Source organism: Mycolicibacterium gilvum, from assembly GCF_900454025.1.
Classification (GTDB): domain Bacteria; phylum Actinomycetota; class Actinomycetes; order Mycobacteriales; family Mycobacteriaceae; genus Mycobacterium; species Mycobacterium gilvum.
The window spans coordinates 3,333,666-3,348,279 of sequence record NZ_UGQM01000001.1 but is presented as its reverse complement, the minus strand read 5'-3'; the positions used below and the strand labels follow the sequence as shown (position 1 = coordinate 3,348,279).

Annotated in this window: 14 protein-coding genes; 6 read left to right on the top strand and 8 right to left on the bottom strand. The window is 64.9% G+C overall.

The window, feature by feature from the left end; translation table 11 throughout:
* Positions 1-16: 16 nt before the first annotated feature.
* The 4 genes from DYE23_RS15680 to DYE23_RS15665 form a co-directional block, all read right to left on the bottom strand.
* A protein-coding gene (locus DYE23_RS15680; RefSeq protein WP_109536170.1) for an IS3 family transposase occupies positions 17-1,245 on the bottom strand; the annotation gives its coding sequence in 2 pieces (ribosomal slippage) (positions 17-933 and positions 933-1,245; 1,230 coding nt in all).
* Between the two features lie 120 nt (positions 1,246-1,365).
* On the bottom strand, positions 1,366-2,544 hold the full coding sequence (locus DYE23_RS15675) for a tyrosine-type recombinase/integrase (protein WP_235660421.1): 1,179 nt from the start codon (positions 2,542-2,544) through the stop codon (positions 1,366-1,368).
* Positions 2,545-2,944: 400 nt separating this feature from the next.
* On the bottom strand, positions 2,945-3,586 hold the full coding sequence (locus DYE23_RS15670) for a cadmium resistance transporter (RefSeq protein ID WP_079481877.1): 642 nt from the start codon (positions 3,584-3,586) through the stop codon (positions 2,945-2,947).
* Positions 3,587-3,724: 138 nt separating this feature from the next.
* Positions 3,725-4,114 carry a heavy metal-responsive transcriptional regulator gene (locus DYE23_RS15665; RefSeq protein WP_005148625.1) on the bottom strand — a complete coding sequence of 130 codons (390 nt, stop codon included), beginning with the start codon at positions 4,112-4,114 and terminating at the stop codon, positions 3,725-3,727.
* 56 nt (positions 4,115-4,170) lie between these two features.
* Here DYE23_RS15665 and merA point away from each other — a divergent pair, with 56 nt between their 5' ends.
* The 6 genes from merA to DYE23_RS15635 all read left to right on the top strand — a co-directional run bounded on the left by merA (position 4,171) and on the right by DYE23_RS15635 (position 9,612).
* On the top strand, positions 4,171-5,574 hold the full coding sequence (gene merA, locus DYE23_RS15660) for a mercury(II) reductase (protein WP_005148655.1): 1,404 nt from the start codon (positions 4,171-4,173) through the stop codon (positions 5,572-5,574).
* A 26-nt stretch (positions 5,575-5,600) separates the two neighbouring features.
* Entirely contained in the window at positions 5,601-6,242 is a 642-nt protein-coding gene (gene merB / locus DYE23_RS15655) for an organomercurial lyase MerB (protein ID WP_005148656.1), read from the top strand.
* 32 nt (positions 6,243-6,274) lie between these two features.
* On the top strand, positions 6,275-6,565 hold the full coding sequence (gene merT / locus DYE23_RS15650) for a mercuric ion transporter MerT (RefSeq protein WP_005148657.1): 291 nt from the start codon (positions 6,275-6,277) through the stop codon (positions 6,563-6,565).
* 46 nt (positions 6,566-6,611) lie between these two features.
* The gene (locus DYE23_RS15645) at positions 6,612-7,112 is read left to right on the top strand and encodes a TlpA family protein disulfide reductase (protein WP_225433764.1); all 501 of its coding nucleotides are present in this window, start codon (positions 6,612-6,614) and stop codon (positions 7,110-7,112) included.
* Positions 7,109-7,957: a cytochrome c biogenesis CcdA family protein gene (locus tag DYE23_RS15640; protein WP_115327589.1), complete on the top strand. Its 849-nt coding sequence runs from the start codon at positions 7,109-7,111 to the stop codon at positions 7,955-7,957. Before DYE23_RS15645 ends, DYE23_RS15640 begins: the two co-directional genes overlap by 4 nt.
* Positions 7,958-8,217: 260 nt before the next feature.
* Positions 8,218-9,612 (top strand): IS1380 family transposase, encoded by a 1,395-nt coding sequence (locus DYE23_RS15635; protein WP_115326321.1) that lies wholly within the window; start codon positions 8,218-8,220, stop codon positions 9,610-9,612.
* Between the two features lie 157 nt (positions 9,613-9,769).
* Here the strand turns inward: DYE23_RS15635 and DYE23_RS31425 are convergent, their stop codons facing one another.
* The 4 genes from DYE23_RS31425 to DYE23_RS15615 form a co-directional block, all read right to left on the bottom strand.
* The gene (locus DYE23_RS31425) at positions 9,770-10,315 is read right to left on the bottom strand and encodes a hypothetical protein (protein ID WP_235660416.1); all 546 of its coding nucleotides are present in this window, start codon (positions 10,313-10,315) and stop codon (positions 9,770-9,772) included.
* Positions 10,316-10,613: 298 nt separating this feature from the next.
* Positions 10,614-11,642 (bottom strand): TniB family NTP-binding protein, encoded by a 1,029-nt coding sequence (locus DYE23_RS15625; RefSeq protein WP_115327587.1) that lies wholly within the window; start codon positions 11,640-11,642, stop codon positions 10,614-10,616.
* On the bottom strand, positions 11,630-13,594 hold the full coding sequence (locus tag DYE23_RS15620; RefSeq protein WP_005148662.1) for a TnsB C-terminal domain-containing protein: 1,965 nt from the start codon (positions 13,592-13,594) through the stop codon (positions 11,630-11,632). The genes DYE23_RS15625 and DYE23_RS15620 overlap by 13 nt, the downstream gene beginning before the upstream one ends.
* A gap of 123 nt (positions 13,595-13,717) precedes the next feature.
* Complete coding sequence (locus DYE23_RS15615; protein WP_011894084.1) at positions 13,718-14,458, bottom strand: TnsA-like heteromeric transposase endonuclease subunit; 741 nt, start codon at positions 14,456-14,458, stop codon at positions 13,718-13,720.
* Positions 14,459-14,614: the final 156 nt, after the last annotated feature.

The following is a 14,614-nucleotide window of genomic DNA, read 5'->3' as shown; positions in this document are numbered from 1 at the left end:
GACACGGGATTTGTGGTTATGCGGCTTCGGGCAGCGTAGCCGGTGTCAGGTTCCTTTCGTAGGTCGCGGGGCTGGAATGACGGCAGTAGGAGTGCCGTCGTGTGGTGTTGTAGCGGGCCAGCCACCGAAAGACCTCACGGCGGCAGATCGCCGCGTCCGGCCAGCAGTTACGGTCTTGCAGAATCTCGCGCTTGAGGGCGGCGTTGAACGATTCGGCCAACGCGTTATCGGCACTTGACCCCACCGCACCCATCGACTGGACGACCCCCAGATCGCGGCAGAGATTCGCGAAATCCCGTGAGGTGTACTGACTTCCATGATCTGCATGGAATATTGCACCAGCCAGTGAACCCCGCAGTGCAGCAGCGGCTTTGAGCGCATCGATGACCAGTTCGGTGCGCATGTGATCGGCGATCGCCCACCCGGCGACCCGCCGTGAACAGCAGTCGATCACGGTGGCCAGGTACAGGTTGGCGCCGGTCGCCAATGGCAAGTAGGTGATGTCGCCGACGTAACGGGTGTTGACCTGCGCGGCGGTGAAATCCCGTTTGAGCAGGTCGGGGACCTTCTGGTTCGCCGGGTCCGCCACGGTCGTCTTGACCCGACGTCGGCGTCGATAACCGGCGATCCCGGCGCCGCGCATCACCCGAGCCACCCGCTTGTGGTTGACCCGCTGCCCCTCGGGCGCACCGTCGTTGAGCTCGGCGGTGATCCGCGGCGCCCCGTAGGTGTTGTCCTCGTCGTGGACGGCGCGGATACGCTCGGCCAGCGCCTCGTCAGCAGCCCGACGGGCCGCTCGTCCGTCAGCACCGGCCAACCACGCGTAGAACGACGAACGCGCAACCTCGACGACTGCGCAGAGCCACTTCACCTCGAAGGCGTGCAGGTGGTCGGCGACAAACTGAAAGCGGCTCACCAGTTCGTCTCCCCGGCGAAATATTTGGCCGCCGACCGCAAGATGTCACGCTCGGTGGACAACCGCGCCTCGGTGGCGCGTAACGCCTTGACCTCACTGCGGAGGCGGGCCAGCTCCTGCTCAGGGCTCTCGGCCCCTGGCACAGGCTCGGCCACTACGACACCGCGGCGGTGCCGAATCGGCACCCCGGCCGACTTGCACCACGCCGAGAGCGTGGCCTCGCTGACACCGAGCTCGGCAGCGATCTGGGCGATCGTCGCGCCCTCGGTGTCCCGGTAGAGCGCGACCGCGTCACGCTTGAACTCATCGGGGTAATTTTTCCTTGCCATCGGGTTGGATCATCTCGCTTCCCCCAGCACATTCCTGGGATTGAGCGTGTCCAACACACGGGGTCAAGTCCCAACCTTCCCTCGAAAGAAGGTGTGCATCAAACCCGGGGTGGTTCAAGGTCAGGACCGTCGAGCTTCCGCTCCGCTCGATGCTCGACCAGCGGCGGCATTAGGCTCGGTGATTAGCGAATACAGCTGATTCTGCGCTGCAGCACTTCGGGTTTCGATGCCTGCGGCCGTTACGTAGCACTGCGATGTCGTCATCGACTCGTGGCCGAGGAGCTTCATGAGGCTATAGACGCTCACATTCGAGGTAGCGAGCTCAGTTGCATACGTATGGCGAAGGCCGTGCACCAGGGCGCCGGGTACGGGGCGTGCGTCCGGCCCGGCGCGTTTGAACGCGCGCTTGATACGCGACTGTAGCGTGCCACGCGTCATTCGTTCACCGTCCCTACCTACGAACAGCGGCACCGAATCCGGCCACCCCGATACTGGCGTACTTTTCGGCGTCGATGAACGCTTCTTGCCCTGAGGGAACCGTCCGGCACGACTCTCCATATACGTACCGATCACGGCCAGCAGGGCCGCCTCAATGGGGACGTTGCGTTCTTTGCCGCCTTTGCCTTTCACGTTGATCACCGCGGAGCCGTCGTCGAGCGTCCGCACGTCACCAACATCGACCAGGCGGAGTTCTTCCGCCCGCAGTCCCGCGAGAAGTGCAGTGAGAATGAGAGCGAGATCCCTCTCGTTCCAGTCTGTTCGGCGACCGTCGGATTCCTGCGTGACAGCAGAGAGCAGTGCTTCCACCGCGGTTCGGGGGAGCGCCTTCGGCAACGGCTTCTTCAACTTCGGTCGGCCAACGAGCTGCATGGGGTTGGCCGCCAACAGTTCGTTGGTATAGAGAAAGGTGCACAACACATTCCATGTGGACCAGCAGCGCCGGATCGATGCAGCCTCGTGGTCGGCGGCAAAGGCGGCGAACGCTGTGCGCATCGAATCGCGAGTTATGTCAGCTGGACTGAGTTGGATTGGTTCACCGTCTGTCAGCAGTTTGGCGATGGCGATGAAGTCGCGCCGATAGGCCTTCATCGTGTGTACCGAGGGTTTACTGGCCTGACGGTGGTCCAAGAACTGCTGGAACCATTCGGGGATCTCGTCGACAGCTGGTGGCGCGGAGGCAGCTTCAACGGCGCCTTCGGCGACGGAGTAGCCAGGATCTGTCTTGTGCGGCATACCGTCAGCTTGGCGGACAAAAGATGGATAATCAACGTTATCCATATTATTGGTGTCCGTTCTCATTGAATCTGGGGCACATTTACTAGTCTGACCTGCATTGCCCCAGATTGGATGAGAATTTCGATCGCGACGTTTCTCATTGAATCTGGGGCAACCCTGCTTCCGCGCCCGGCTGCGAGCGCAGCAGGGTAGCCGGAATGGTCTCCTGTCGATTCCGTTGGCTCGGGTACGTCTTCGGTATAACTACTGTGATCGTGTCTCTCGTGACACACGATCATGATTCTGTGGTGCGCTCGCTCGTGTTGGTAGTTCGGGTGCCGGCTGCGGCCTTTGAGCACCTTGGCCACCGCCCGTTTTAGATTGTCATAGCGGATACGGGCCGGGACATCACCAAAGTGGTTGAACGCCAACACATGCCGATGCAGGAGCGCCTCCTGGCCCTGAGTGGTGAAGTTGCTCCGAGCTAGAGGGCGAACGCTCCGCCTTTGATGAGGATGAGGGCCCCGATTGTGATCAGTGCAACGGGCAGAACGATGTGGCCCCAGCGTGAGAGTGCTTTGGCGATGATCGGGTGGGAGGCGAAATATCGGCCGGCCGCGCACCAGATGGCCACACCGATGAGGAACACGATGATGTAAACACCGATGGTGGCGATCGTTGAGACGGCGAAGATCGGAACGTACACGCCGATGTTGTCGCCGCCGTTGGCGAAGGTGATGACTGCGACCTGCCAGGTGCCAGGCGTCAACAGTGTTGCGGGATCATCGGTCGGCGCCGGTTGGGTGCGGCGATCCCGCCAGGCCAGCCATGCCGCCCGCAGCCCCAACACGATGGGCAGCAGCCCGAAGTACGGCAGTGCGGCTGGAGGAAGCAGCGTGGCACCCAGGAGTGCGCCGCCGACCGAAACTGCCAAGATGGCGGTGAAGCCGAGGTACTGACCGGCGGTCACTCGGATGGCTGCGCCACGATGACCGGGCGCCTGGCCGAACATCACCGCGAGGACCACGATGTCGTCGATATTGGTGATGGCGAAGGTGGCGATCGCCTGAACGAGTGTGGCTGGGCTCAGCACGGCCAATGCGACCAGCTTCGAGTGAAATCCCACCGCATCGGGTGAGCCTACTGCTCAGCAGGCCCCGCGCTCCCGCGCACCAACGACCTCCAGTGGGGCGGAAATTCATGACGACTGCCGGGGTCAACGGACTTGACGAAATACATGCCTCCGGTGCCACGGAGGTGGCTCCTAGAGGTATCGACATACGTCATCGGCGCTGCATGATTCCGGGTCGACGCTTTCGGCGCCCTGCCGCAGCCGGGCGATGGTCTCGCGCAGTGCCACCAGTGCGCTGATCTGCTCGTCGAGGTCGGTCAGTCGGATGTCGAGCAGGTCGCGCACGTGCGTGCACGGCGCGTGGCCGCTGTCACGGATGTCGAGGATCTGCCGAATCTGGGCGAGGCTGAACCCGGCGGCCTGTCCCCGTCGGATGAAGCCGACCCGGGCGATCGTGTCGGCGGCATAGTCGCGATACCCCGCCGGGGAACGTTCGGCGGGCGGGAGCAGGCCTTCGTCTTCGTAGTAGCGCAGCGTCGCGGTGGTGGCCCCGGTCGCCTCGGCGAGCTTCCCGATTCTCACGATGTCTCCTCAGAACACTTGACCTTCAAGCCTACTTGAAGGTCAAGGATGGGTGCATGAGTCAGGGATTGGACCTCGCGGTCATCGGTTCCGGCGGCGCGGCGATGGCCGCGGCGATCCGCGCTACCGCGCTCGGCAAGTCCGTCGTCATGATCGAGCGCGGCATCTTCGGTGGCACGTGTGTCAACACCGGCTGCGTGCCGTCAAAGGCCCTGATCGCAGCGGCCGAGGCCCGGCATACCGCAGCCGACACTGCCCGGTTCCCGGGGATCGCCACCACGGCCGGCCCGGTGGACATGGCGGCCCTGATCGCCGGCACGCACGATCTGGTGGAGTCGCTGCGCTCAGAGAAGTACCTCAACGTGGCCGAATCGTATGGCTGGCAGCGCATTCAGGGCCAAGCGCGGTTCGCCGGAACCCCGGACGCGCCCGTCATCGAGGTCGGCGATGCCACCATCGAGGCCGAGCACTACCTGATCGCCACCGGCGCGAACCCAGTCATCCCGCCCGCATTCGAGGGCGTCGCCTACCTGACCTCGACCACCGCGATGGAAGTCACCGAGGTCCCGGAGTCGCTGCTGGTGATCGGCGGCGGCTACGTCGCGTTGGAGCAGGCGCAACTGTTCGCCCGGCTCGGGTCAACGGTGACGGTGCTGGTCCGCTCCACGCTGGCATCGAAGGAAGAGCCGGAAGTCGGCATGGCGCTGCTGGAGGTGTTCGCCGACGACGGCATCCGGGTGGTGCGCCGCGCCACGGTGAGCGAGGTCGAGCAGGCCGACGATCAGGTCACGGTCACCGCGACCATCACCGGCGGAACGCAGCAGTTCCGTGCCGCGAAAGTCCTCGTCGCCACCGGCCGCCGTCCGAACACCGACGGCCTGAATCTCGAAGCGGTGCAGGTCAAAACCGGCGAGAACAACGAGGTCGTGGTGAGCGACGGGCTGCAGTCGTCGAACCCACGGATCTGGGCGGCCGGCGACGTGACCGGGCACCGCGAGTTCGTCTACGTCGCCGCCCATCACGGCGCGATGGTCGCCGACAACATCTTCACCGACGCCGGCCGCAGGGTCGACTACCGCCATCTGCCCCGCGTGACGTTCACCAGCCCCGCGGTCGGTGCGGCCGGGACGACCGAGGCCGAGCTCCTCGCCGCCGGGACACGGTGCGACTGCCGGGTGCTGCCGCTAAAACATGTGCCGCGTGCGGTGGTCAACCGAGACACCCGCGGTTTCATCAAACTCGTCGCCGACGCCGGCACCGGCCGCATCCACGGCATCACCGCCGTCGCCAAGGATGCTGGCGAGATCGCCGCCGCCGCGGTCTACATCCTCGACGCCGCGATGACCGTCGACCAGGTCGCCGGGTCCTGGGCCCCGTATCTGACCATGGCCGAAGGCATCAAAATCGCCGCCCAGTCCTTCAGCGCCGATATGTCCCGACTGTCCTGCTGCGCATCCTGACGCATGGCTCACTCGAAAGGTTCCTGATGCCCAATTTCCTTGACCGCCTGACCATTCCGGAAGAGTCCGGGCTCGACCCGACGATGCTGGTGCCGTTGCTGCGGCTGCTCGCCGCCGGCGAGCCGGTCACCGTGGAGGCGCTCGCCGCGGCCGTCGGCCTCCCGGTTGACGAGGTGACCCGGCGTCTGGCCGCGGTACCCGACACCGAATACGACGAGCAGGGCCGCATCGTCGGCCAGGGCCTGACCCTGCGCCCGACCCGCCACCGATTCACCGTGGCCGGCCAAGAGCTCTACACCTGGTGCGCCCTGGACACCCTCATCTTTCCCACCATCCTGGACCGGCCCGCCAGCATCGAATCCGAATCACCCGTCAGCGGGCACCCGATCAGGGTCTCGGTCGGCGAAAACGGTGTCACCAGCGTGCAGCCCGAGACCGCGGTGGTCTCGCTGGTCAACCCCGACGACCTCACCTCGATCCGGTCCTCATTCTGCAACCAGGTGCACTACTTCACCTGCGCGCAGGACGCCGCGCCGTGGCTCGCCGAGCACCCCGAAGGTCAGATCGTCAGCGTCGCTGAGGCCCACCAACTCGGCGCAGCCCTGACCACACAAATCCTTACCCAGCTCCATACCCCGCCAACTGCCCACCCCGGCTGCTGCAGCTGACCAGCCGCACCCAACCTGATGAGGAGAAATCAATGAATCAACGTCCACGAAGAAATCCCGTGCTGCTGGGTGCGGCAGCGGTGCTGGTGACGGCCCTGTGTTGCGCCGCGCCAGTCCTGATCGCCGGCGGCGCGCTCGCCGCCGTGTGTGGACTGCTCGAGAATCCATGGGTCATCGGGGCAGCCGTCGCGCTGCTGCTGGCGGCTGTGGTCGCCTTCGCCCGCCGCGGTCAACGCGGCGATCACTGCTGTCCCGCCGACAGCCATTCACCCGCGACGCACACGCTCGACGACCTGACGAAAGGAAGCATCGACAATGTCTGAAACGCGTTCGTTTACACCCCACAGGTGGGCGGGCGTTACGGCTGTGATGCTGGCAGCGGGCGCGCTGACCGCGTGCGGCCAATCGGCCACAACCAGCAATCCGACCTCACCGCCACACGCCAACGCCACAACCCAGGCGACGGCGGCGACACTGACCACGGTGGACGGCAAAACCGTCGAACTGCCCGCTGCCGCCCCGACCGCGATCCTGTTCTTCTCCTACGGGTGCGGCGAATGCGTCGGCGGCGGTAAATCCCTGGCCGCTGCTCGGGCGGCCGTGGAGAAAGCCGGAGGCAGCGCCAAGTTCCTAGCCGTCGACATCGTCCCCACCGAGAAACCCGCCGATGTTCGCCACTTCCTGGACCAGATCGGCGGCACCAGCCTGCCCGCGGTCGTCGATACTAACGGGGCCCTGACCAGCCGCTACCAGGTGACCGCGCCGACCACCGCCCTCGTCATCGACCCGTCCGGGCAGATCAGCTACCGCGGCCACGCCCCGTCCCAGGATCAGATCCTGGCCGCCCTCGGCAGCAGCGCCGCACGGTGAACCTGCTCGCGCTCGCGTTTACCGCTGGCATGCTCGCCCCGGTCAACCCCTGCGGGTTCGCGCTGCTACCGGCGTGGATCACCGGCACCATCGCCACCGGCGGCACCGATGCGGTGCTCGTGCGGCTGGCCCGGGCACTGCGCACCGGGGCCGTCCTGACCATCGGGTTCACCGGCACCCTCACCCTCGCCGGTATCGCGATCAGTGCCGGTGCCCGGACCCTGGTGACGGCTGCTCCCTGGCTCGGGATCACGATCGGGCTCACCCTGGCCATCTTGGGCGGCTTCATGCTCACCGGCCGCACCATCGGTCTGCGTATGCCTGCCCGGACGCGTCATCGGCCGGACTCCCCAACAGCCGGTGGTGTGCTCGCGGCCGGAATCGGCTACGCCCTGGCGTCACTGTCCTGCACCTTCGGGGTACTGCTCGCGGTGATCGCCCAGGCCCAGGCCACCAGCGGATGGGGCGGTCTGCTGGCAGTGTTCACCGCATACACAGCCGGTGCCGCCACCATCTTGATGCTGGTCAGCGTCGGCACCGCCATCGCCAGCACGGCCCTGACCCGGCATCTGGGTATCCTCGCCCGCCACGGGACCCGCGTCACCGCCGTTGTCCTCATCGCCACCGGCGCCTACCTCGCGTGGTACTGGCTGCCCGCGGCCACCGGGCACACCGCCAGCGGCGGCAACCTGCTCACCGGCTGGTCGGCCACCGCGACCGGATGGCTGCAGGACCACGCCCTCCCGGCCAGCGTCATTGCCGCCTTCGCTGTGGTGGTCAGCGCGGTGGCCGCGTACTGGACCACCCACCGCCGGCCAATCACCGGCAAGCAGCGCCGCCGGTGATGATTCACCGGCCGATACACCCAGCCAGATACCACTGTCCCTAACGATTAGAAAGCCGATAGATACAACCGTCGGACACAGTCAGATGCACACCACAAGTGCCTTACTGATAAGGCACATTCAAGACTGCCGACCCCTAAGCCTTGATCCACCGATCGAATAGGAGTTGGGGCGGGTTGTAAAAACGAAATGCCCTGTCGCGGTGAAAGAATGGGATTTGTCTAGGATCACATTCGGTCAGAACGAAGGGCATCTCGTAGATGCAACTATCTCACACTCGTCCTGTGGCGTCAGCCCGCTTTGATGACCCCAATCTGGTGTCGTGTGCCGGGCTGGTCCCGATGGCCGCTCTGGCTCATCAGTGCGGGTTGAGCAGCCTGGCTGATGAGCACATCACGGTGCCGACCGACAAGGGCGCCAACGCCGGGGCGAAAGTCTTGTCGCTGGTCGCGGGCATGGTAGCTGGTGCTGACAGCATCGATGACATGGCCTTGCTGCGCCACGGCGCGATGGGCACCGTGTTCGACCGCCCGTACGCCCCGTCGACGCTGGGATCGTTCCTGCGCGAATTCAGCTTCGGTCATGTCCGCCAACTCGACGCCGTGGCGGCGCGGTTGCTGGCCGGTCTGCACGAACGCACTCCGGTGCTGGCCGGTGTTGACGGTCCGGTGTGTGTTGATCTCGATGACACCATCATCGAAGTGCACGGCTACACCAAACAGGGATCTGGTTACGGATACTCCGGGGTCCGTGGGTTAAATGCGCTGATCGCCACGCTCACCACTGAGCATGGTGCACCGATCATCTGCGGCCAACGCCTACGCAAAGGCGCCTGCGGATCAGCACGTGGAGCTGCCCGCATCGTCGGCGACACGCTGGCCACCGTGACACGACTGCGCTCTTCGGCGGCAGCCACCCGGCCGCTGCTGCGAGCCGACTCGGCGTTCTACGGCTACCCAACCGTGGCGGCTGCTCTGCGCGGTGGTGCCGACGTGTCGATCACCGTGCGCCTGGACCCAAAAGTCAAAGCCGCCATCGCCGCCATACCCGAGGACGCCTGGATCCCGATCCAGTACACCGACGCGATCTACGACGAGAACACCCAGCGCTGGATCTCGCGCGCCGAGGTCGCCGAGATCGACTTCACCGCGTTCAGCTCCCGCAAAACCAGCGAGCAGATCCCCGGCAGGCTGGTGGTGCGGCGCATCCCCGACCTCAACCCCGCCAGCGGCGAGGGGCAGACCACCCTGTTCGACACCTGGCGCTTCCATGCCTTCTTCACCACCACCGACCTCGATACCGTCACCGCCGACAAGACCCACCGCGGCCACGCGCTCATCGAGCAGGTCCACGCCGACCTCAAAGACTCTGCTCTGGCCCATCTGCCCTCGGGGCGATTCGGCGCCAACGCCGCCTGGCTGGTGTGCGCAGCGATGGCGTTCAACCTCACCCGCGCCGCGGCCACCCTGACCGGACCAGCGCTGGCCAAAGCCCGCACCGGCACCATCCGCCGCACCCTGATCAGCGTGCCGGCACGCATCGCCTCCTCGGCCCGACGCCTGACCCTGCACCTGCCACGCAACTGGCCCTGGGAAACCGCGTGGAACACCCTGTTCCACAGTCTGTTTGGCCGAAACCGGCCACTGCTGGCCTAACAGAGCAACCCCAACCGCCCGCACGAGACGAAAGACCCACAGGAACAAGCCGATACCGAGATCGGGCCATCACACACACCCACCTCACGGCACACCCCGGGCCCAACGCACACAATCGAAATCGACTTCACACCGACAGCTCACCGGTGGATCGAGGCTAAGCGCGACACGCCAGTTCTGCGCCGTCTGAGCGTGTCGTCAATACGGCAGTGGCGAATAGGCGTCGGTACTGCGCCCATTGCTCGACGGGGGTGGCGTCGGCATGGTGGGCGCCGGTGCGTTCGTTGATGCGGTCGAGCAGTAGCGTCGGCCAGGCGGGTTCCGTTGGCGTCCTGGGCTGTTCAACCCGAGGGCGAGCTGTGAGCAATGTTGCGGCTACGGCGATCACATCGGGGTAGGCCACCACGTGCGCTTCTAGGCCATTCTGCAGAATCCCCGCCGCCACGTGACGCTCTGCGTGAGTCCAGAAGACCAGGATGTGGCGGGCGTCGCCCAAGGCGTCATGAAGGTCGACCTCTGAATACTGACGGGCCAAGCGCCGATGCGTGCGCCCGGCACTGAGCACCGTGGGCCGGTCACGAAGATCCACCTGGTCGTCAAGAACGCGCGTTGGTGAACCGATCCAGCGTCGGTGACGGTGGCATACGGAGACATGTGCAGGCAGGTAGCAGTAGACGGGTTCGTGTATTCCCTTGCGTGCCATACATCTTTGACACAAAGGGCGGCGGAGATATTGCTTGAGCGCGGTGGGGTCGCCAGCAAGCCCGCAGAGACGGGACCGGATTACCTGCTCAGGTTGGCCGCTGACGACGGCCAACCAGTCCGGTCGCGGCCGGGCTGCGCATGATTCGGCGACATGGCCGCGCAGTGTGGAGACGCCGATATGGTTGGCGCGGGCCAGCCTGTCGATGTAGGACGATACGGCTTCCCAACGGAACGGTGCGATCGTTCGCGGGAGCCGCTGGCGTGGTCCGCGCGGCCACGGCCTGACAGTTGCCACGTCAGCTGGCCGTGCGGGCCGCGGCCGTGTGGGCGGCGTAGTCGCTCAAAATATCGTCCATGGCCTCGCGGGTGATGTGCTCGGTGCCGTCGAGCATCGCTTGGATTGCTGAAGCCCGGATCAAGTGGGCCAGGCTGCCGATCATCCCGCCGGTGCGGCGGTGCAGGTAACGGGCCTGGGCGACAAGGCTTCCCGGTTCGTGTCGATGCAGACGCAAGGTACCTTCCATGGCGGCGACGAGTTGTCGCCACTCCTTGGCGTCGGGGAATGCGCTGGTGTGGATCACCCCGCAACGGCCGGCCAACTGCCGTCCCCGCGTGCCGGTGAACAGCCCCGAGCGTTCCACTTCGATCCCGGCGTAAACGAATGTCGCAGGCAGATGCTCGGTGAAGTATTTGAGGTGGTCGGACAGTTCTTCGCCGGCGCGGGTGTCGAGGTTGAGGTTGTGGATTTCATCGACCACCACGATGTCGGTACGGGCATCGATGAGCACCTGGCACACGGCATCGGAAATATCGGTCACGTTCATCCGCTGATTGAGCGTGGGAAGCCCCAGAAACCGTGCGAACTCCATCGCCAACTTGCGGGGCGACCCTTTCGGCGGGGCCGTCACATACACCACCGGAATCCGGCTCTCATCGCCGGGAAACCGTGCACGGGTGCGCAATTCGTGAAACCGACCCAGTTGCTTGATCGCCGTAGTTTTCCCCGTCGCTGCCCCGCCGGAGATGATCAGCCCGCGCCGGGCCCCGATCTCGCGCTGGTTGAGCAATGTCAACAGCCGGCCCTGATGGGTGATCGCTTCGATCGCCGACGTGGTGACCACCACCAGCTCCGAATGATGCGCAACCCGGGCCTCGTTGTAGGCCGTCCGCTCGTCCTCACCGAGGCTGGCCCACTCGTCGTCGGCGAGCAACGTGAACTCCGGCGGATCGGCATCAACAAAACGCCGCCAGCCCTCCAGCGTCGTGGTCGGCTGGCGGCGATCCTCTAACTGACCCACCGCCGCAATCTCGGTCACAGTCGCCACGTTTGGGCCTCCTTGCGTGCATCAAACACCGGCAGGGGTATGACCTCCGCCATCTCGCCGTCATCGTCGAAAGTCTCGTTGTCGGCGGCCCGTTCCGACGGTGACGGGCCATGATGTTCGGATGATTCCGTCGGGTCCGGCCAGTCCCGGCCGGCGCTCGCGGCGCTGGTCCGTCCAGTCACTCGGCGCTCGGCTTTCGTCTGCTGCTGCGGCCCAGCGGCGGCGCGGTCCAGCAAGTCCTCCGCGATGGCCGCAATCTCCGCTTCCTGGGTCTTCTGGGCCCCTCTGCGGTCGGCTACGGAGCGGGCGTGGCGCCACAGTGTCTCGCCGAACGGCACCGGCGAGGACCGAAGGTGCGTCCACGTCGCGGCCAGCCATCCGTCTTCGTGGTGATTGCGCACCCAAATCCTCGACACGTCATACGGGTCGTAGTGCACTTCCCACTGTCCGTTACGGGCATCGACCCCGGAATGCTGGCGCCGGTATGGGTTGAGCGCCTTGGCGTCATAGGTGCGATGGTTGATCCGGACCCCGTAACTGTTGATTGTGCGCCACTGCACGGGAAGCAATTCGATATAGTCGTCGGCGTCCAGTGGGACCGGTACATAGCCAGCCACCTCAACGAGGGCAGTGTATTTCTCGTTGGGAGACAACGCTTTCCCCGGCGTCACCGGATCCCGCAGGCCATCGTGGGGGCGGTTCTGCCACACCGCGATGATCCACTCGTCCAGCAGCGCCTGCAGCTCAATCATCGACCACACCGCGTCGTCCTCGGCGTTTTTCCCACGCCGCTCCACCGATGAACCGACGTAACCGGCCACGTACTGTGCGAACAGGGTGCCCACCGACTGCAATGTCCGCTCGATCTTCGGCTTATCGGTCGGGCAGTCGGGATGAGCCGGCTGCAGATTGATCCCCAATGTGCAGCACGCTTGCCGAAATGTTTGGGACAGATACGCTTTCCCGTGATCGCAGACGATCGTCTCGGGAGCGATCACCGGCCTGGCCGCAGCATCGGCCAGGCGCTGATCGACACTGGTCAGGCTGTGGTGCGGAAGTACCGACCGGGACATCCGCAGCGCATCGGCCCATCCCGGGCGCATCGGTTCGGGCGTCAATGCCCGCGCCAAGAGCAGTGACGCGTCCACTGCTTTGGTCGTCGGTCGCAGCACCGCGGCCGGGATGGACCGCGTAGCGTTGTCGACCATCGCAGTCAGCTCGACTCGGTCTACCATGCCGTCATCGAGCACTACCCGTACATCCAGAAGGGTTGAATCGATTTCCACCATCTCGCCGGGGCGCACCACGGTGATCGACCCGAATGGGCCATCGGGCTGCTTGGACAGCGATCGCCGCGTCCGTGCTGACCCGAACGTGTGCCGTCCTTCCGCGAGGCGCTTGACCAGCCGGTAGAAGGTGGGCTGCGACGGCATCGCGGGCGCGTCGTCGGCACCATAGGTGGCCACCAGCGTCTTGGCGACCCGCCGTTGCAGACGCTGCACCGTTCCCGTTGACAGGTCGGTCTCGCCCTCGATCGCATCCCGCACCGCGGCGACGACACGGTCGTCCACACGGCCGAATACCGCGCGCCGCCGATTATGGCGCCCGTCAACCACTCCCAGGAGCCCGTCCCGTTCGTAGGCAAATCGGCGACGCTGCAACGCATTCCGACTCACGTCGTGGCCGGCGGCACGCAGCTCGTCCAACTTGGCCAGCTCACGCTGCCGCAGAGATCGTTTCGCCGTGTCGAACTCTGGGCGGGGACGAATGCCCGCGGCCGTCCCAGGCGGGCGGCCGCTGAGGATCTCCACGATGTGGCGCTCCCACCACCGTGCTTGCTCGACGGCTGCCTCGGGAATGCCAGCCAGCATTTCCTCAGAACACAGTGGCGGTCGCGACCCCGACACCAATTCCAATGCCGGATCAACCATCAGCTGCGAGAGCGGCACCACAATCTGCTCGCCGACAGCGTCAACCAGTCGAGCTGATCTGCCCGACAGGGTTACGACGGTGAAAACACCTGCTGATAAACGGATTTCGTCTCCCTCTCGGACGACACCCGTTCGCACGTCAGGTCACCACCCGGTCCCGAGGCCAATCGCCGTGTCGTCGCCAAGTGCCGCTCCTTGCAGATCGGCAACTAAACGGCCGTGCCAGAGCAGATGAAACAGTACGGGCAGCACCACCAAAGGAGTCCCGACCGCGTGCACACCAGCCATCAACGGACGGACCCGAGCGAAGACCTCCGCCAGTTGATCAGCCAAACCGATCTTCAATACTCGCGGATGCCGATAACCCGACAACCAACGTAGATTCGCCCGCAGCACTGGATCGAGGGAACCGACACGCAGGTAATCCCAACCGACCATCGCGCACGTGGCGGCAGACCGATCGAACACGTCCCGATCAGCGTCAGAGATCCGGTCGTCCTCACGAACGTCGACTACGACGACAGATCCATCGCGGCGCCGCACGAAGTAGTCAGGAGCATGCCGCGTGCCGTCACGCCAATGAATCCAAAATGGTTGCGACAGAACACCAACAACATCCGGATCGGCATCCAACGCCATCAACTGGTCACGTTCTACCCAGGACTCGTGACCTACATGTGCGCCGGTTGTGGCGAACCACCACAGCCCGGGAAAGTTACGCTGACCTCGAAACGAGGGGAAATTCCGCACTGGTGAACAGTCCAACTCAAACCGGGTTGCAGCACATCGGTCCAGCGATTGCCGCGTGCATCCCTCGCGGGTGTTGAACTCCAAGTCCACTGCACTCGCTACACCTGGCCCAGCCGAAACAGCCGACGTCAGCACACATAAACGCTAAGCCTCGTGCCCCAGATTCAATGAGAAAGACACGCACTTACCCCAGATTCAATGAGAATGCCCCAGAATCAATGAGAACGGACAATTGGGTGTCACGGGGCTCCAGCCTGCGCGAACAGGGAGCGCTGCACCACCTACATAACG